Raw genomic sequence first — 18,893 nt, forward strand, 5'->3', positions numbered from 1 at the left:
GTATAATACGAACCAGTTAAAATGATCAACTACCTATTAGTTTTCAAACCAAAAGGAGGAGAAAATATGAGTTACGGTGGTTCTTGTGGTTTTGGTGGAGGTTTCGCTTTACTAGTTGTGTTATTCATTCTATTAATAATTGTAGGATGCAGCTGCTGGGGCGGAGGATACTAATTTTTAATTAGTCTTCACAAATGTAAACTAAAAAAACATTGAAGATACTTATGTATCGAAACAAATAAAAAAGGAGCAACTATGCTCCTTTTTTATTTGTTTAAATGCGTATTCTCACTATATTTCGGGAACGTAATCGTTAAAGTCGTTCCTTTACTAACGATACTTCGGATTTTTAAACTTCCATGCATCGTCTCAATAATCTTAACAGCAACCATTGTACCTAAACCAGTTCCTTTTGTTTTTGTACTAAAATACGGTTCACCGAATCGATGTATTTGCTCCTGTGACATTCCAACTCCGCTATCTTCAATTCGTATTTCAACTTTACTATTATTGATAGATGAGGAAATATTTAAGGTACCACCATTAGGCATTGCTTCAATACTGTTTTTTATTAAGTTTAAAAAACATTGTTGAAAGTGCTGTTTATTACCAACAATGGTTGCCTCAGAAAAATCCTGTGTAATATGTATCGTATTCATATTACACAATGGCAATATCATATTAATAACTCGATTTAACTCTTGTTTTACTGAAATTTGATCTAATTTTTCTGGAGCAGGTTTGGCAAACGTTAAGTAATCATCGATAATTTCTTGGGCACGATTTAACTCTTCAAGTATATGTTTAATATATTCGTCTCTTGATTCAGGAGTTAAATTTTGTGTTTTTAAAAGCTGTGTAAATCCTTTTACAACCGTTAAGGGATTCCTTACTTCGTGCGATATACTTGCAGCGAGTTGGCTAACAATCTCCATTTTTTCCATTTTAATTAATTTAGAGCGCATTAATACAGCATCCTTTATAACTTCATTTATATAAACAATAAATAACATTAAAGTAGTCGGTAATACCATGAAATAAATAATATACAAATTATTCACTTCAAAATCTGATAAAGTTAATACAATTAAAGTTGTAAATATTGCTAGGAAAAAGGTTAAAAACATGGAAAAAGCTACTTTAAGTTTTCTATTATATGTATTAAATTTTGAAGATGCGAGTGCTGTAACGATGAACATTATTCCGTAAACAACGACTGTTAGCATATTAAATCCATAAAATATAAATCTTGTAATTAATAAAATTGTAAACAATATGATACCGACAGGGAATCCACCATAAAGCGTAGCTATTATGACCGGAATTTGTCTTAAATCATGAATACAACTTTCATCCATATAGATAGGGTATCGCATACATAAAATAAGCGGAATACTAGAACAAAGGGTAATCAGTAGTATTTTATATTTCTTTAAATAGTGCCGGCTATCATATATGAAATAAAAAACAAATATACTACATAGAATGTATAGAAGATTATTTAACACGTTTTGATTAATATAAACAAAGTCCATAATATTTGCCTCGTTATTCTGAATTTACTTAACATATGTATTATACATGATAACATATGTTAAAGTGAATAAACCTTGTTAATACAAGATTTGTTTGGCTTTTTGATATAAAATGCAAACATTCTGCAAACGTTAGCTATCCAAAGATATTTTCACCAAAATTTTTTACTCCTTCTTCCTGCATGCTCGGTAAAACATGAGAATAAATCCTAAGAGTTAATGAATACACGGAGATTTCAAAGAGTTGTAGACAAGTTTTCCAATTGGGATACAGCTGAAGAATTGTGTAAGGCAGTGAGGGATAAAAAAGAAATAATTCCAGTAAGGGTTTATTTGGGAAGTGGCTTTAAAACTGATGTTGTCGAGTACATGCGGTAGTAAAAGGGAGATGGACATTTGAAAAAAGTAGAAATTGATGTTGGTAGCAACAAACTTTTAATAGTGAAGGGCGGAAATGTAACAGTAGTCAATCCACCAATGAGTGGATTTGGTGAGCAAGTCGCGGTTTGGATAAACGGTAAAGTTGATCGTGTAGATGTGAAGTGAAAATCGTAATAAAAAAGAGCCATGAGTGGAAAGGCTCATAGCTCTTTGTATAAGGGTAATAATTTTATAGGTAAATATTATCATGTAATTCCAAAAAAATCAATTTCAGTAAATTGATTGGTATTTGATTTGGATTTTATAGAAAGAGAGCAGCTAACAACAGCTAGCGGCTCGGCAGGTTCTGTAAGACAAAACAGAAAAGAATATTAACAGAATATAGAGGTTTATCCTGGTTGTTTGAACGTAGTTAAAGAAAGAATATCACATACTATCAATGTTAATAAAAACTATCTGTGGCTTTCATTTCTTTATTTTATTCACAAATAGTTCCAGTAGCTATTCCGGTTGGAGCGACACCTACTGGGATAGTAGTGATAATAGTATTCGTAGCAATATCAATAACGGAAACAGTATTACTAGCTTGATTTGTAACATATGCTCGAGTGCCATCAGGTATGATGGTTACTTGATCAGGAGATAAACCAACAGAAATTGTATCAATTACAGTATTTGTCGCCACATTTATTACAGATACATTATTACTAACTTTATTTACAACGTAAATAAGATTTCCCCCCGGTGTAATATCTATACCAACAGGTTCGATACCTACGTTAATTGTATTAATAACTGCATTGGTAGCGGTGTTAATAACAGAAACGGTATTGCTGTTTTGATTTGTGACATAAGCACGAGTACCATCTAGTGTGAAGACGATTATTCTAGGACGAATACCGACAGGAATGGTAGCGATAACTGCATTGGTAGCAGTATTAATAACAGAAATTGTGTTGCTTAATTCGTTTGCAACATATGCAAAGGTCCCATTTGGTGAAACAGTGATTCCTTGTGGAGCGAGGCCAACAGGAATGGTAGCGATAACTGCATTGGTAGCTGCATTAATAACAGAAACAGTATTATTACCATGATTTCCAACATAAACAGTTGTGTTATCCGGAGAAACAGCTACACCGATTGGATCAGTTCCAACGGGAATGGTAGCGATAACAGTATTCGAAGCAGTATCAATAACGGAAACGGTATCAGAAAAAATATTAGTAACATAGGCACGAGCTCCATTTGGTGAAACCGTTACTTCAAGTGGTGCATTACCTACAGTAATTGTATCAACTACTATATTTGTTCCGGTGTTAATTACAGATACTGTATCATTTGTAGGGTCATCTATGAGTCCTGCATTTGTAGCATATACTAGGAAATTACATGCAGGTCCGGTTGGCCCAGTAGGTCCGGTCGGTCCAGTAGGTCCCGGTGGACAATCACAATCTCCGGTAGGTCCCGGTGGTCCTTCCGGCCCTTGGATTCCTTGCACACCTTGAGGTCCAGTGGCTCCTGGTGGTCCTTCCGGCCCTTGAATTCCTGGCACACCCTGAAGTCCAGTGGCTCCTTCCGGTCCTTCCGGCCCTTGAATTCCTTGTACACCCTGAGGTCCAGTGGGCCCTTCCGGTCCTTCCGGTCCTTGAATCCCTTGGATACCCTGAGGCCCAGTAGGTCCCGGTGGTCCAGGAATTCCCATTCCGGTCCCTGAACCAGTAGGCCCAGGTGGTCCTGGTGGTCCTTGAATCCCTTGTACACCTTGAGGTCCTTCCGGTCCTTCTGGTCCTTCCGGCCCCTGAATTCCTTCTACACCTTGAGGTCCTTGAGGCCCTTCCGGCCCTTCCGGTCCCTGAATCCCTGGCACACCTTGAGGTCCTTCCGGTCCTTCTGGTCCTTCCGGCCCCTGAATTCCTTGCACACCTTGAGAACCCTGAGCGCCTCTAGGTCCAGTGGCTCCAGTCGGCCCCGGTGTTCCGATGTTACTTAATAGCGAACTATTTAAGATTCCTTGTAAAATTAAGTTGAATGTTTGCTGTAATAAGGGGTCCGATATATTTGAACAACTTATAAGTGAAGACAAGCTTTGGAATAGAAATTGGAATAATGCTGAGATTTGAGTGAGAGATGCGGTAGGTAAAGAATTAATTAATTGATTTATAGTTCTTATAACTAAATTTCTATTTGGTGTATTTGGTTGTACTGCTATTAATAAATCATTTAATGCCTGTAATGCTGATTGGAGTATTTGTATAGTTGTTGGATTTGGTGTTGTGAAAAAAGAAAGGATGGCTTGATTTAATTGATTTATTATTTGCAATAATTCTTGTTGTTGAGCATTCGAGAAAAAAACAGGTGTACAGCAATTACTTTGATCACAAGGGGATATAGAAACAAAGCAGGGTTGCTGAAATTTATCACACGAATTTGATTTTCGATTATATCTCATAAATACCTCCTTTAAAAAAATTAAATGTTAAGTAATTTTTGGTAAATTATTAGCAACTGAATTTGTAGGTATATGTTTAATTGAAATGTTTTTTCCTTCAAAGTATATGCCAATAAAATTGAGGTGTTCATATGGGGGATATAGCCAATACTTGGTTGCTAGGAGGAAAGTGTAATCATAGGAAAGGAAATGAAGGTTACAAAGTTTATAGAAAAACGATTGTATTTAAAAAAAGCGTTATTGTAATAAAAGTTGAAGTTTATTAAAAAGAAGGAATGAAGGAAGTTGTAAAAGATTTTGAAAGATCCATAAAAAAAGAATTCAGTCAAACTCAGAATTCTTCTACACGTATTTTTATTTGTTAATCCATTTAGAAATAATAGGATAATGAAAGTCCTTTTCTTGTAGCACATATAAAATTCCTTTTATAGGTCCAAAAATTAACAAGAGAAACAGTATTAGATATAAAGGAGCTACCCCGAAAATAATCAAAGTGTTATTTGAGGCCAAGTCTAAATTAGACCAAAATAGCATTAAGATTCTTATTATGAAAAGATTCCAAATTACTGTAATTATCCAAATGAATAGTTGGTAAAAAACAGCTTCAAGGATATTTTTCCGAATGTTTTGTGATTTACATACAAAATAGAAAACCAAAGGTATATAAAAAATTGTGACACTAAAGAAAATAAGAATAAAAAAAGATAATAATGTAAGAAAATGCATAATTAATTTTATGTTCTTTTCTTGAGTTAGGATCATTAAGGTCCTCCTATATTTATGAGATTTGTTGTGCCTATTAAAATATGTACTGTTGGTAATTATAACATGAAAATGAATTGTAATAGAATAATGCATTAAAAAGAACAAGTAATAAATTAAATAAAAGCTTTATTTTGTTATAGATAAATAGGTGACTCAGCAATTGTGTTAGTCGAGTCACCTAGTACTATCGAACCAAATAATGTTCTTTTTCTATATGTAGTTATGTGGAGTTCTTAGAGGCTAGCCCAATAGACAAATAAGAGACAAATAGAATCATTTTAGAGAGTTTTACATTTTATTATGTTAATGCTACAACAGCAAGAGTTAAGCCCAATGTATTTAATGTATTAGAATATGGTCCTACATTAACAGTAAGAGTACTTGTTATACCTGGAGGTGTAGTGAAAATTGCGGGGGCTGATACAGAAGTGAATCCGGCTGTATATCCTAGAGAAGTACCTGATCCAATGATTGGATTATTATTCAGATACATAGTGATACCTGCCGAATTACCTCCTGGTTGAATGATAACTTGCACTTCATAGATTGCCAAATAGGTTCTTCCACCTTCAAGTAAAACAGTTGTTGGTGGTGTGAATGAGATTGCCGTGCCATTAGAATTTACCACAGTATCTAGTGGAATCGCAGAGTTTACAGAAACTATTGATGGGGTAGTTTGAACAACATTTAAACTGTTAGCCGTGGGAGATGGACAAGAACAAGGTTTGTGAATGTTAGGGTTGTTATCATTTTGATAATTCACAAATAATCAAGCTCCTTTACGTAAGATAATTTTTTATCCTATATAAAACGTAGCTTTTTTGTATCTAAGTTATTTTTAATAAGTTTTTAAAGATAATTCGAATATTATTGGTCAGTCAACTCTTAAAAGTATTTGATACTCTGGGATTTAAAAGTGCATCTGATAAATATATATGAATGTTTTTTAAGGACATTACTGTAAGTTAGGAAACATAATAAAATCGTTATTTTAATAAAAAACGGGAAAATGAGGGGAGTAAAAGGAAAAGAACCCTTTATATAAAGGGTTTTTCTGGTGATTTAATCTATCAATTACATTCTTGGTAATATTCATCACATGAATCGTTATTATCGTTACAGCATATACAAAATGTTTTTTGAACAAATAAACTAACTACACTAGTAGAACCTTCCTGCTTTGTAAGAGTAAGACCTTGAAAATCTTCAACTTGAAATATTTTTGTTTGAACAGGTTGTAATGTAGTAGTAATTGGTACGCTAGATCTTCTTGTTAGAATAGTTACTTGAACGGGTGCACTCATACCGACAACGAATAACTGAATTAATGTTTTGTTATGATTGTTTGTAAAATCCTCAAATACAGTTTGTGGAGCGGTGGTTTCAAGGAAAACTGACACAGGTATATTTCCATTTTCATTTTCTGCAGAACCAGCTATCGTATGAGTTTCAATAAAACAGTTATTTTTTTGATTGTTGGAATGTGATTGGTTTTTATAATATTTTTTACCATCTTTATAAAAGTAATCAGCCATATGAATTTAAAGCTCCCTTCTTTTAAATATCTATATAGTCTATTTAATAAAGTGAAGTAGTGCTTGTACAACATAATAAAATCCGCTCTCGTAATTATCTAAAAATGTTATTTGGAAATTAAAGAGCGCCATTCAAGGCGCTCTCGGATAAACATTAATATTGAAAAAGAATACCACATTATATTTTATGCATGTTCTTAATAAATGTGTAGTTTTTTAGCAAAATCCTTATTTGAAAACAAGAAGCCCTAGAGTTAGGGCTCTAGGGCTTCTTATTTTGGTATTCTCACATGGTTTTTCAAAAAGAATAGAACATATTGAAGATAACATGTGAATGTTTCATAAATGTATCAAAAAAGTGAACAAAATTGCTAGTGGAGAAGAAGCAGAAATGAAGTTTCTAATACGTAAGTACGTGAAAGGTATTATTTCCAATGAATAAAATGCGCATGGGAAACCTAATCATTATTTTATCGGGGGAAAAGAATATGTTATGAACTTGGTTGAATGAAAAAATGAAAATTTTACTTTTAGAGTGAAACTAAACAAAAACGCTATTTTATTAGAAAAGGAGGATGAAAATGGAGGTCCAGTTAATTCACGAACAAACATATAAAAGTCAGTATGATTTAGAAAATACAGTAGAAAAATTCTACGATAGTCTCCCAGAAGAATTCGGAATGTTAGAGGACGAGGATATCAAGAAATTTGATCATATAAGCGGAGTATTTGAGGCGACGGCCGTAATGAAGAATGGTTTGAAATTGAAGGTAGAAATATTCTTTGCGGATTGACGCAGACGAAGATGAATCATGGGTTTGTAAAGCTTATCAAGTAGCTTAATAAAAACTTCATTTGAAAGGAAAGTGATCAAGGTGGAAGTTCAATACGATGCGCAGGGCCGAATGAAGTACCAACCGATTACCATCCGAATCATAAGAAGCCGTATACAACGAAAGAATTAGCCTACATATGTAAGTATTATGGATTCGGAAAGATGAAGGGAATTGCTTTAGCATTAGGAAGAACGGAATTAACGATAAGGCAGCTATTAAATACTCTCCGGAAGAATGGAATATTTGAAAAATATAAAACTATGGGTGAGTAATTACAATAAAAATTTCATTTTATAGAAATAAAAACCCTAGTTTCCTAGGGTAATGGTATAACAGCCAAATATATTTTATTCGTTTATATTGTAACTTAATATTACGTTAAATACATCAGGTAAATGAAACCAATTGTAGAAAATAAGAGCAGTTAGCAAAAGCTAACTGCTCTTCTCCAAGGGGAAACAAGGAGAAAATCTAATGTCATATATAGTATTGACGTAATATTTAGTTTTATTCGTGAAGAATTACGTTTAACTTAATGCATAACCAACGATTAAAGTTAGTGTTAAAAACACTGATAATAACAATGTTAGCAGAACTGTTACTATGCTTCTAAGCATTGCTATCCAATTACCTGCTTTAGAGAATCCTTTAATACCAGCAAAAAAAGTTCCTATTGAAAAAATGAGTACAAAAAATAAAGGGTGAAAATAAACGATATTTATAAACGACGTATTCATTTCAGGTGTGCATACTTCAAGATATAAAAGAAAAAAAGCAATGCAAACTAATGAAAAAAAAGACCATAGATTTATATTATGCTTCATAGGTTGCTCCTTTGTTATCAAAATATTGCTATTAAATTTTAATGGAAAATATAAGAAAAATATAGTGGTTATAAATTGGAATGAATTTTTAAACAAAATAATCCTTTTGTTTAAAGAAAAACAAGCTACCACGTTACAATGATTGGATATATTTTCCAATATATCCTTAAGAGGGTGGGAATAGAAAGAATATCTTCGAGAGGAAAGGAATTAATTTATATTAGGAAATTGGTTGGGTAAATTAAAATAACCTAAATGTATACAAAGATATAAACTTATTAATAGTCATGACAATGAAGATTTTAAAACTGGTAAGATGGGGATATTTAGTTATTGTAAATGTGAAAAGTGCTGGAATTGTTCTAAAGGAAGGAATATCTGAAATATAAATATGATTGAGGGGAGTGAAATAATAATGGAAACTAGTACTTTTTTAGGGCTGTTCTGGGGATGGATGACGGTTATCGTATCGGGAATACTTTTCGTCCGTCCATCTGTGCTACGTGACTTAAAAAAATTAGTGGTTGAAGACAGAGGATTTGGTATTATGTATGGTTTTCTATCGATTTTCCTAGGATTAGGTACTGTAATTCTACATAATGTATGGGTATTCAACTGGCAGGGATTCCTAACGGTTATTGCATGGCTTGCATTATTAAAGGGAATTTACATAATTGCATATCCTGAACCCTCCAAGAAAACAGACTTTGAAGTAAGGATACTATCAACACGTATAGTACTCGCTATCATTGGTGCTTTGGCTTTATGGATGCTTATAGTAATCTATATAAAATAATCTTTTTTTTATAAATAAAAGAGCCTGATATGAGAGAAAAGGCCTTTTCAAAAATTGCATATGAGGAAAATCAATGTCAATAGTTTAATACCAATAAATTAGAATTAATTCCAGGTATTAAGTATTGAGAAATAAAAAATATTTAACGCAACAAAGTGGTTAACTTTATGAGCTAACCACCTGTTCCACAAAAGAAAATTAGGCCCTACAAGTAATAGATGTGTAATTTAAAGTTACAGTTATAGTGTAGGCGAGATTGAAAATGTTATACGAAAGTAATTTTGTTTAAAAGTTTTATTTTGTCATAAATAAAAGAGCATTTAGCCCAGCCTAACTGCTCGATACAGAGGTAATAGTCTAGCTACATAGATATTATATGCTGAGTTATTGATTTTATTTGTGTAAAACACAAAAGAGCAGCTAACAAAACCTAGCCGCTCTAAACAGTGATGTGTCTCTAGATGTAGTTGTAGTATAAACAGAACGTTGAGTTTTATTCATAGGGAGGTAGAGATGGGCTTGAAAATAGAATATAGTCCGGCTAGAAAACTAGAGGACACCAATTTTTAGAACTGCGATAAAATTGTTTTAAGAAATGGTGTTCTCTTTATTTTGAAAGGGGATTTGGGAAATGAAGGTATTAGAATAGAAATGGTTAATAAACGCATAGATTGATAAAAAGTAAAGGGAAAATCCCTTATGAGAATAAGGAATATTATCATTTTCGTTACCATTTTCTTCTATATTTATATATAATTAATTTGTATTTTATATATAAATTAGGAGGGAATTTATGACTACAAATAAGGACTACATTCGTTATATCCGGGGAAAAGTAGGGCATGATTTAATATTTCTTAATTTTGCTGGAGGTATTGTTTATAACGAACGAAATGAAATTCTTTTACAAAAACGGGGAGATAGAAATGAATGGGGTATTCCAGGTGGTGCTATGGAACTTGGAGAATCTCTTGAAGAAACCGCTAAACGAGAAATATTTGAGGAGACAGGATTAAATGTTGAAGTTGAACATCTTATAGGTGTCTATTCTAAATATTCTGGTGAGTTTCCGAACGGAGATAAAGCTCAGACTATCACTCATTGTTTTCAATGTAAGCCAATTGGTGGAGAACTTACTGTAGATGGTATTGAGACTTTGGATTTAAAATACTTCTCAATAGACCAAACGACTTAAGAACATAAAATAAAATTTAGATGAGCAAAGCTATTTCAAGTGAATAGAATCCATTCTTTAAGAATACATAAAAAATATATATACAAGCGTAGTCTAATCACTACATCATTGGTGAAAGTAGAATTCTATAAATTTTTTGGAGGAAGAGATATGCAAAAAAAGGTTCTCCTGTTTACAGATTTAGGGATTGATGATGCCTTTGCTATACTGTACATCTTTTTTCGTAAAGACATTCAACTTGTAGGAATTGTGGCCGATTATGGAAATGTATCAAGAGAAAATGTAATAAGAAATATAAACTATTTAAAGTACATTGCGGGAAGAGAAGAAATACCTGTATTCCTTGGTGCTTCTGTACCGTTGACAGGTATATTAATTCAGTATTTCCCTGAGGTACATGGAAAAGTTGGATTAGGACCTATTATTCCACCTGAAATTTCATATCCAGTTTATCCTTTAAATGATATTTATCAAATTATAGAATCAAATTTAGAAGATCTTACCATTATCAATTTAGGAAGACTTTCTTCGCTAGCTACGACTTTTGTATTAAATTTAGAAACAATGCGAAATGTAAGAGAATGCATTTGCATGGGGGGAGCTTTTTTCTATCCAGGTAACGTAACTGCTGTGGCTGAAGCTAATTTTTACGCAGATCCTTATGCAGCAAACTTAATTTTACAGCATGCAAAGAACTTGACGATTATTCCTTTAAATGTGACTCAACATGCGATTGTTACACCCGAAATGGTCCAACAAATTGATGCATTTCATCGGAATACACAGGATCTTGCAGGACTCATCATCAAACCTATGTTAGATTATTATTATAATTTCTACTCCAAGTCTAATCCTGGTATAAGTGGAAGTCCTATGCATGATTTTGTAACGGTATGGTATTTGCTGAATCAAGAGGCTGTTAGTCTTTCAAGGGTACCCATTAAAGTAATTCCTGATCAAGGGGAAGGATTTGGTCAAAGCATTGCAGACTTTCGTTTTGTTACAAATCCAGGCTATAAAACGCATAATGTAGCTTTTCAGTTTGATTATGAATGGTTCAAGAAGGATATTATGGAAACGTTCCTAAAGAAGAGAGTGTAACAGACTTTATTCACTTTACTTAACGTATAGGAATCCGACTTTTTTAGGTTGAAATTCTCTAACATACAAAGCTTCCTAATTGTTGGTACATTAAAGTTTTAACTTGATGACTATGTTATTCTACCCCATTCTATACAGTTACTCATTTTTAATGTGTTGTGTAACTCAAAAGAGGAAGTGTTATGAAGCTATGAATATCAAGGGCTGTAGCATTTAAATTAGTTACACAAAATATAAGATATGGGTAAGTGAAGAAAAGGTATAAAAAAGAGCGTAGTTTGTCCAATAGATGTAATGCTCTATTACTATTAAGTTAAGAAATTCATTGTTTCCGATTAATTGCATCCGTTTTTTGTGATTGTTATTGATTTTAAAAAATAAAAAATCGCCTTATTAAAGGCGGTTCATTTTGCATTCTTTTGATAAATAAATATCTTTTAAAATTAAATACAATGTTCTACATTAACATGTTTCTGGATCTTTGTCTTTTTTTCTAAGACCAAATAATCCTAGTAGTCCCAATAAACCAAGCCAAGCCCAATTATTATTTTTATTCTGATTATCATTTAAATCATTTGTCGTATTTACATTTCGAGTTCTCACATCATTATTAACTCTATTCATGTTATAGTCATTAACTCGAGTTATAATTAGTACGAAACGTTCATAAAACCATTTTTAATATACATGATAATAGTATAAACTCTATATTTCTTTTAATAATTTAGGGTTATATCCTTTCCGCATTAGCCGCTTTTAACCACGCTTCATAGAATTCTATAACTGATGCATACCGTTCTGCTCGATTGGCATTTACAGCACGATACGCTACCTCATATAATTCCTTACTTGCTTCCCATTTTATAAAAGAACGATCTTTTTCACCGCCTAAAAGTGAGAAAGCCATTGCTCCCATATTAAATACATTTGTTCTTTCATCAATTGTTGCGTTTAGTTCAAATTCCTCTGGTGACATAAAACGGGAGGAACCCCATAGCCGGCCCATTTTATTTATGTAAGGTTTCTTACTGTATAAATCTATATCACAAATTTTTGTCTCGTTTGTATTAAAATTATATAGAATACTACCGTCATAAAAATCTATTGCTACATAGTTTTTCTTTTCTACATAAGTATGGAAAGAAAAAAGGGAATGTAAGGAATGAATTCGTTCTATAGCAGATAAATGTCTAAATTTATAAAATGGTGAGTTTGGATTTTTATATTTTTCAGGAGGTGGGAAACTCCAATGCGAATGAAGACATTCACCATCAAACCAATCGAAAATTAATACATATCCAGATTGGACTGGAAAATGATCAATTAGTCTTATGAGCGATTCATGCTTTAAATCTTCATAGATAGTAACTGAATTTTTTAGCCTTTTAATAGCGTGACCCGTTGTTCCTTCAAATGCAATTGTTTGTGCTCCTGCGTATTTGATAAATTTCTTATGCCCATCTTTTTCTACACCAAAACTTATATTACCTGAGTCTTGCTGGTCAAAAACTGCAAATACGGTCCCTAATTTAATAAGCCAATCAAAATTATGATATTCTTTTAATTGGAATGTTACGTTATTTAACTGAATTTCGACTGAATTATCTTTCATAGATTACCTCACATTTAATATAATTAAGTTGTACATTCCACTATTCGACATATTTTATGGAAATCCTATGCTAATAATATAAAATTTTATAAATATAATGATAAATACTTATAAAGAGGTGAATACAATGGATCAACAAATTGTTATTAAAGCATATCAAAAAGACTGGGGTGAAGAGTATATAAAAGAAAAAGAGAAATTTTGTTCCTTGTTAGGACAAGAAATAATTGCTGTTGAACATATAGGGAGCACAGCAGTAGAAGGATTAGGAGCTAAACCTCTTATTGATATGATGATTGGCGTAACAGAATTGCAAATAGCTGAAAAGTGGATTGAAGTTCTATCGGAAATTGGATATGAGTATGTTCCAAAAGATGCAACGAATTGGCGTTTTTTTAGAAAGGGAAAATGGAGAGCGGGTACTCATCATTTGCATATTTATATTTATAATAGTGATGAGTGGAGAAACAATATTTTATTTCGTGACTTTCTAATAAGCCATGAATGGGCACGTAAAGAATATAGAGAATTAAAAGAGAGGCTTGCTATTACATATGCTTTTGATCGTGTTTCATATACAAAGGCAAAAGCGCCGTTTATTCGAAAAATATTAGAATTGGCTAGAATTCAATAAATTTATAGATTCTTATCTAACTAGTTTTGAAACCTCTTCCTATACTTTTTATAGGGAGAGGATTTTTTTCATAACAAAATATATAATTTCTAATTATTGGAGGCAAACTATTTTATTTATTTTGATATTTCTAGTACATTGGAAATATTAAGGGGGAATTAAGCAATGAAAGCTATTGTACATCAATATGAAAAAGGATTAGAGGGGTTAGAATATAAATTTTCACCTGAGATAAGTCCTAATGCAGGTGAAGTAAAAATAAAGTTAAAAGCTGCAGGGTTAAATCATAGGGATTTATTTATTATAAACAATAGAAAAGAAATGGATCTACCATTAGTAATAGGTTCAGATGGCTCAGGAATTGTTACAGAAATAGGAGAAGGAGTTTCAAATATTACACTACATACAGAAGTTATTATTAATCCTAGTATTGGATGGGAACATGCTACTGAAGTACCGGAGTTACCGGAAGTACTAGGTGGGCCGAAAGATGGAACGTTTGCTGAATATGTAATTGTACCGGCTGAAAATGTAGTAGAAAAGCCGGCATATCTTACTTGGGAAGAATCAGGTGTTTTATCTTTATCCGCATTAACAGCATATAGAGCACTTTTTACAAAGGGTAGATTGAAGTGCGGTGAACATGTTTTAATTCCGGGAATAGGAGGTGGTGTAGCTACATTTGCCATGTTATTCGCGAAAGCAATCGGCGCAAAAGTGAGTGTTACTTCAAGGGTAGAGAATAAAAGGGAACTTGCTGAAAAATATGGTGCAGATATTTCTTTTAATAGTACCGGAAATTGGGAAGAGAGCTTACAAGGTGAAAAAGTAGATTTAATAATAGATAGTATAGGCCCGGCAACTTTCTTGAAATATTTTGATGTATTAAAACCAAATGGAAGAATCGTGAATTTTGGTGCAAGCTCAGGAGATAAAATTGAATTACCATTACGCGCATTATTTTATAATCAAATTGATATTATGGGAACATCCATGGGTAGCCGTGAGGAATTTAATGAGATGATAAAGTTTATTGAAAAATATCAAATTAAACCAATTATTGATAAGGTTTACTCGTTAGAAGAAGCAATTCGAGCACTAAGCCGTATGGAACATGGGGAACAATTCGGAAATATTGTACTTCAAATGAACTAAAAAATATGATTTTGCAATTAGTATATTTAAATGAATATGTTATGTATTTCAAACATGAAAAAAATACGAACCGCCTTATTATAAAGGCTTACCGGCTTTATACATAAATAGCGTATAAAATTTGTTTAATAATTGTCACATGAGTAATAGTAAAATGAGAATTAGATGAAAAAAGTTTAAGCCTATTTTCATAATGGTATTGTATACTGTGTAAATCAAGAACACTTGTATGTAAGGAGAGAGTTTAATGAATTACACAGTATTTCAGTGGTTTAATAATTTTGCTGATTCATCCAAACTATTAGATACGTTAATGATTGCTATTACAAATAGCGCTGCATACGTAGCCGTTCTATTTATGTTTATCTTATGGTTTAATAATGGAAAGAAAGAAAAGGCAATTAGAAAACAATATACAGTTTTATATACGACGCTTTCGGTTATTATTGCATTATTAGTAAATGTTCTTATACACGCGGTATATTACCATCCGCGTCCGTTCGTATCACATGATGTACATCAATTAGTACCACATGCAGCAGATTCATCATTCGTTAGTGATCATTCTGTACTTGTATTTTCAATCGCCTTCGTATTTATTCTTAGAGGAGAAAAACTGAAATATATCGCGCTATTATGGGCAGTACTAGTCGGTATATCACGTATGTACGTAGGTGTTCATTATCCTTTAGATATACTTGGTGCAGCATTCTTAACACTTATTACGAGTGCTTTAGTAATGCAAAGTACACGTATGTTTGAACCAATAGCGAAACTTGTATTCAAAATGTATGCATTAGTAGCGAGACGAATTCCTTTCTTAGCGAAATATAACCATATCGCATAATTTTCCTATAAAAAGTTCCCCTTTGGACATCCAGAGGGGAATTTTTTTATAGGAAATACGAAAAGAGTTTAGAGTGCTCTGTAATCAAGTTGTACTAATTAATATTCTGAAATTTCACGCACCGTATTTTAAATATATAAAATAATAACACAAAATAACAACAGTTAGTTTTGCATTGTTTTAAAGGAATTAAAAAGAAAACTTCGAAACATATAGTATCGTAAACAAAAACTACAAATTTTAAAACGGATCTTCGTACGAATCCATTCCAAAAGAGAGGAGATAAGTATGCAAAAACTCCAAACGAATAAAGGCGCTCGATATATGATGATTGCTTTTATTGTTTTGTTTCTTATTATGATTTTGCGTATATTCTATATTCAGGCAGTAGGAGTCGTGCATAATGTGAATGTAAAGGATCTCGCGAATGAACAACATAATAAAAAAGGTGTTTTAGAAGCGAATCGTGGCACTATCTATGATCAAACCGGAAAGGTGTTAGTACAAGATTCTACAACGTATCGAGTTGTTGTGAATTTAAAAGGAAAAGATAAAGTGAAAAATAAAGATGAAACCGCACAACAATTAGCCGATGCGCTTGAAATTGATAAAGAAGAAGTATTAAAAAACTTTCATGAAGGGCGTACGCAAGTTGAAATTGGGAAAATTGGTCGGAACTTATCTAGGGAAAAGAAGGAAAAAATTAATGATTTAAAAATACCAGGTGTATCTTTTATGTCGGAAAAAGCAAGAGTGTATCCGAATGAAGACTTTGCATCCTATATACTTGGTTTTGCTAGACCAGATGATAAAGGGAATACGGAAGGGAAGTTTGGGCTTGAAAAGAGTTTGGATAAATATTTGCACTCTACAAACGGAAATATAGAATATGTGGGTACACGAAGGGGAATTCCGCTTACAAATGATATAGGTAAAGTAGAACCAGCTAAAAATGGGAATAACGTATATTTAACGCTTGATAAACAAATTAATAGTTTTTTAGAAGAAGCGATGAACAAAGCGCAAGAACATTATGATCCTTCTATGTTAATTGGCATTATTGCTGATCCAAAAACAGGAAAGGTTTTAGCGATGTCTAGTAAACCTAGTTACAATCCTAATGTAGGTGATATCGAATACTTTTTAAATGACCCGATTGCAAATGCATATGAACCAGGTTCAACAATGAAAGTTTTTACATTAGCAGCTGCCATTAATGAAGGTGTATATAACGGAAAAGAATATTTTCAATCTGGAAAATATTCCGTTGGTTCATCTGATATAAAAGACCATAATGGTGGATTTGGATGGGGATCAATTACATTTGATGAAGGATTTGAAAGGTCATCAAACGTAGCTTTTTCTATTTTAGAAGATCAGTTACTGAAATCAAATAAATTTAAGCAATATATGAATAAATTTGGATTCAATCAAAAAACAGGGATAGATTTACCTGGAGAAAGGAAAAATACTTTATTATTAAATACACAAATTCAACAGGTTACAACTTCTTTCGGTCAAGGTTCTACAGTAACTCCGATTCAATTAATCCAAGCGGCTACTGCTATAGCAAATGACGGGAAAATGATGCAACCATATATCGTTGATAAAGTTGTAAATCCAACAAACAAAGAAGTTATTATGGAAAATCAACCGAAAGAAATTGGGAATCCGATAAAAAAAGAAACAGCGGACAAGGTTAGAAGCTTAATGGAGCGTGTTATAACATCTTCAAAAGGAACTGGTACAATGTATAAAGTGGATGGTTATCCAATTGGAGGTAAGACAGGAACAGCACAAATCCCGAATCCTGAAAATGGCCGATATATGGAAGGGAAAGAGAATTACATTTTCTCCTTTTTAGGAATGGCTCCAATTGACGATCCGGAGTTAATCGTATACTTAGCTATTAAGCAGCCAAAGTTAAAAGGAGATGAGTATGGAGCTCAGCCTCTTGCTGAAATATTTAAACCTGTTATAAAAAACAGCCTTGAATATTTAAAGGTGAAACCGTATACAGAAAAACAAATAGCTGATGCAGCGAAACAATCTCAATTAAAAGTACAAAATTATGTAAATCAATCGATGGATACAATAGAGAAAAGTGTAGAAAAAGAGAAGCTACAGCCGGTAATTTTAGGAGAAGGAAAAATAATAAAACAATATCCACAGTCTGGCGAGGTAATGAGTGAAGGTGATCGTATATTTTTATTAGGGAATAACGCACAAATGCCAAATGTAAAAGGTTGGTCCATGCGTGATATTATGTATTTCTCCAAGCTTTTGAAATTAGATTTGAAAACTTCGGGTACGGGTTATGTAACGAGCCAAAGTATTGAAAAAGGACAAGATTTACGAGAAGGAGATACACTAGAACTAGAATTAGAACCGCCGTTACAACCGTTAGCTGAGGCAAATACGAATTAATTCAAACTTGTTGAAGAACCTACATCCAATAGGTTCTTTTTTAAAAATTTATGAGTAATTTCACGCACCGTATTTTTCAGAAAAAATAATAAATAAAATGCTTAACAGTTACTAAAACAAAAAAACTTACATATATTGAAATTAGAACGATTGTTCAATTTTTGTATTAAACGATGGAAGGAGTCTACATTGAATAAAAGACGATATGATAGTGATTTAGCCAAAGAAATAATAGCAGAAAAAGCGATAGAGTTATTTTCCTTAAAAGGGTATACAAGAACCTCCATTGATAACATTGCTAAAGCCTCTGGTTATAGTAAAGGACATATATATTATCATTATAAAAATAAAGAAGAATTATTTGTTTATTTAGCTAAAGACAGTATGAAAAACTGGCATGATAAATGGGAAATAGCAGAAAAACAGTATACAAACGCAACTGAAAAATTATATGGAATGGCTAAATTTGTACTTTATAATTACAAAACGCCGTTATTAAGAGCGGGGCAAGAACTTGCCTCTGATCCGAGCACGAATCCTTCTACAGTTAAACAACTTTATGGTTTAGCTGTTGTCCCTTTAAAGGCATATCAACAAATTTTAGATGAAGGTATAAAAAGTGGTGAGTTTTATATGAAAAATGTTGAGGGTTCATGCCTTTTATTAGGTTCATGGCTAGGTGGATTATGTCAATTCATTCATTCAATTGAAATGGAGAAATTAGAAGTTTTATTTGAAGAAGCTATTAAAATTTTTTTACTCTCTATTTCAAACAAATTTATGTAGCGTGACACGCGAATT

At 32.6% G+C, this 18,893-nt stretch carries 16 protein-coding genes and 4 pseudogenes; 12 read left to right on the top strand and 8 right to left on the bottom strand.

Going from position 1 to position 18,893, the window contains the following annotated elements:
• Positions 1–66 precede the first annotated feature (66 nt).
• Positions 67–174, top strand: coding sequence for a YjcZ family sporulation protein (locus MHH55_RS07195; RefSeq protein WP_000120182.1), 108 nt, complete (start codon positions 67–69; stop codon positions 172–174).
• A gap of 92 nt (positions 175–266) precedes the next feature.
• Here MHH55_RS07195 and MHH55_RS07200 read toward each other — a convergent pair whose 3' ends face one another.
• Complete coding sequence (locus tag MHH55_RS07200) at positions 267–1,535, bottom strand: LytS/YhcK type 5TM receptor domain-containing protein (protein WP_000348330.1); 1,269 nt, start codon at positions 1,533–1,535, stop codon at positions 267–269.
• 396 nt (positions 1,536–1,931) lie between these two features.
• On the opposite strand from MHH55_RS07200, the gene MHH55_RS07210 reads away from it, so the two are divergent.
• A complete protein-coding gene (locus MHH55_RS07210) occupies positions 1,932–2,081 on the top strand; it encodes a DUF3954 domain-containing protein (protein WP_000754941.1) in 150 nt (49 codons plus the stop codon).
• Positions 2,082–2,394: 313 nt separating this feature from the next.
• Here the strand turns inward: MHH55_RS07210 and MHH55_RS07215 are convergent, their stop codons facing one another.
• The 4 genes from MHH55_RS07215 to MHH55_RS07230 form a co-directional block, all read right to left on the bottom strand.
• Positions 2,395–4,365: a YVTN family beta-propeller repeat protein gene (locus MHH55_RS07215; RefSeq protein ID WP_078188073.1), complete on the bottom strand. Its 1,971-nt coding sequence runs from the start codon at positions 4,363–4,365 to the stop codon at positions 2,395–2,397.
• Between the two features lie 354 nt (positions 4,366–4,719).
• Positions 4,720–5,127 carry a DUF4870 domain-containing protein gene (locus tag MHH55_RS07220; protein WP_000604159.1) on the bottom strand — a complete coding sequence of 136 codons (408 nt, stop codon included), beginning with the start codon at positions 5,125–5,127 and terminating at the stop codon, positions 4,720–4,722.
• A 301-nt stretch (positions 5,128–5,428) separates the two neighbouring features.
• Positions 5,429–5,893: a hypothetical protein gene (locus MHH55_RS07225; protein ID WP_001109239.1), complete on the bottom strand. Its 465-nt coding sequence runs from the start codon at positions 5,891–5,893 to the stop codon at positions 5,429–5,431.
• A 307-nt stretch (positions 5,894–6,200) separates the two neighbouring features.
• Positions 6,201–6,665 (bottom strand): hypothetical protein, encoded by a 465-nt coding sequence (locus tag MHH55_RS07230; protein ID WP_000796392.1) that lies wholly within the window; start codon positions 6,663–6,665, stop codon positions 6,201–6,203.
• 581 nt (positions 6,666–7,246) lie between these two features.
• Here MHH55_RS07230 and MHH55_RS07235 point away from each other — a divergent pair.
• Together MHH55_RS07235 and MHH55_RS07240 are read left to right on the top strand one after the other, a co-directional pair.
• A pseudogene (locus MHH55_RS07235) lies at positions 7,247–7,508 on the top strand (hypothetical protein).
• Between the two features lie 32 nt (positions 7,509–7,540).
• A pseudogene (locus MHH55_RS07240) lies at positions 7,541–7,773 on the top strand (DNA-entry nuclease).
• A gap of 255 nt (positions 7,774–8,028) precedes the next feature.
• Here the strand turns inward: MHH55_RS07240 and MHH55_RS07245 are convergent.
• Positions 8,029–8,325, bottom strand: coding sequence for a hypothetical protein (locus MHH55_RS07245; protein ID WP_000682204.1), 297 nt, complete (start codon positions 8,323–8,325; stop codon positions 8,029–8,031).
• 415 nt (positions 8,326–8,740) lie between these two features.
• Here MHH55_RS07245 and MHH55_RS07250 point away from each other — a divergent pair, with 415 nt between their 5' ends.
• The 3 genes and pseudogenes from MHH55_RS07250 to MHH55_RS07260 all read left to right on the top strand — a co-directional run bounded on the left by MHH55_RS07250 (position 8,741) and on the right by MHH55_RS07260 (position 11,417).
• The gene (locus MHH55_RS07250; protein ID WP_000450247.1) at positions 8,741–9,121 is read left to right on the top strand and encodes a hypothetical protein; all 381 of its coding nucleotides are present in this window, start codon (positions 8,741–8,743) and stop codon (positions 9,119–9,121) included.
• 793 nt (positions 9,122–9,914) lie between these two features.
• A pseudogene (locus MHH55_RS07255) lies at positions 9,915–10,307 on the top strand (NUDIX hydrolase); the annotation flags it as partial.
• 159 nt (positions 10,308–10,466) lie between these two features.
• Positions 10,467–11,417: a nucleoside hydrolase gene (locus MHH55_RS07260; protein ID WP_001170283.1), complete on the top strand. Its 951-nt coding sequence runs from the start codon at positions 10,467–10,469 to the stop codon at positions 11,415–11,417.
• Positions 11,418–11,879: 462 nt separating this feature from the next.
• Here the strand turns inward: MHH55_RS07260 and MHH55_RS07265 are convergent.
• Positions 11,880–12,068: pseudogene (locus tag MHH55_RS07265) on the bottom strand (WGxxGxxG family protein); the annotation flags it as partial.
• Between the two features lie 79 nt (positions 12,069–12,147).
• Positions 12,148–13,029, bottom strand: coding sequence for a protein kinase domain-containing protein (locus tag MHH55_RS07270; RefSeq protein WP_000654534.1), 882 nt, complete (start codon positions 13,027–13,029; stop codon positions 12,148–12,150).
• Between the two features lie 127 nt (positions 13,030–13,156).
• Between MHH55_RS07270 and MHH55_RS07275 the strand changes: the two genes are divergently transcribed.
• The 5 genes from MHH55_RS07275 (at position 13,157) to MHH55_RS07295 (ending at position 18,878) form a co-directional block, all read left to right on the top strand.
• Positions 13,157–13,663, top strand: a complete 507-nt coding sequence (locus MHH55_RS07275; protein ID WP_000372673.1) for a GrpB family protein — start codon at positions 13,157–13,159, stop codon at positions 13,661–13,663.
• Between the two features lie 165 nt (positions 13,664–13,828).
• Positions 13,829–14,818 (top strand): zinc-binding dehydrogenase, encoded by a 990-nt coding sequence (locus tag MHH55_RS07280; RefSeq protein ID WP_000644511.1) that lies wholly within the window; start codon positions 13,829–13,831, stop codon positions 14,816–14,818.
• Positions 14,819–15,065: 247 nt separating this feature from the next.
• Complete coding sequence (locus tag MHH55_RS07285; protein WP_001110124.1) at positions 15,066–15,665, top strand: undecaprenyl-diphosphatase; 600 nt, start codon at positions 15,066–15,068, stop codon at positions 15,663–15,665.
• A 288-nt stretch (positions 15,666–15,953) separates the two neighbouring features.
• Positions 15,954–18,092, top strand: coding sequence for a penicillin-binding protein (locus tag MHH55_RS07290; RefSeq protein ID WP_078186998.1), 2,139 nt, complete (start codon positions 15,954–15,956; stop codon positions 18,090–18,092).
• Between the two features lie 189 nt (positions 18,093–18,281).
• Positions 18,282–18,878, top strand: coding sequence for a TetR family transcriptional regulator C-terminal domain-containing protein (locus MHH55_RS07295; RefSeq protein ID WP_060852092.1), 597 nt, complete (start codon positions 18,282–18,284; stop codon positions 18,876–18,878).
• The last annotated feature ends 15 nt before the right edge of the window (positions 18,879–18,893 follow it).

Origin of the sequence: Bacillus sp. FSL K6-2944 (genome assembly GCF_038005385.1) — a bacterium.
In the GTDB taxonomy this organism is placed as follows: Bacteria; Bacillota; Bacilli; order Bacillales; family Bacillaceae_G; genus Bacillus_A; species Bacillus_A cereus.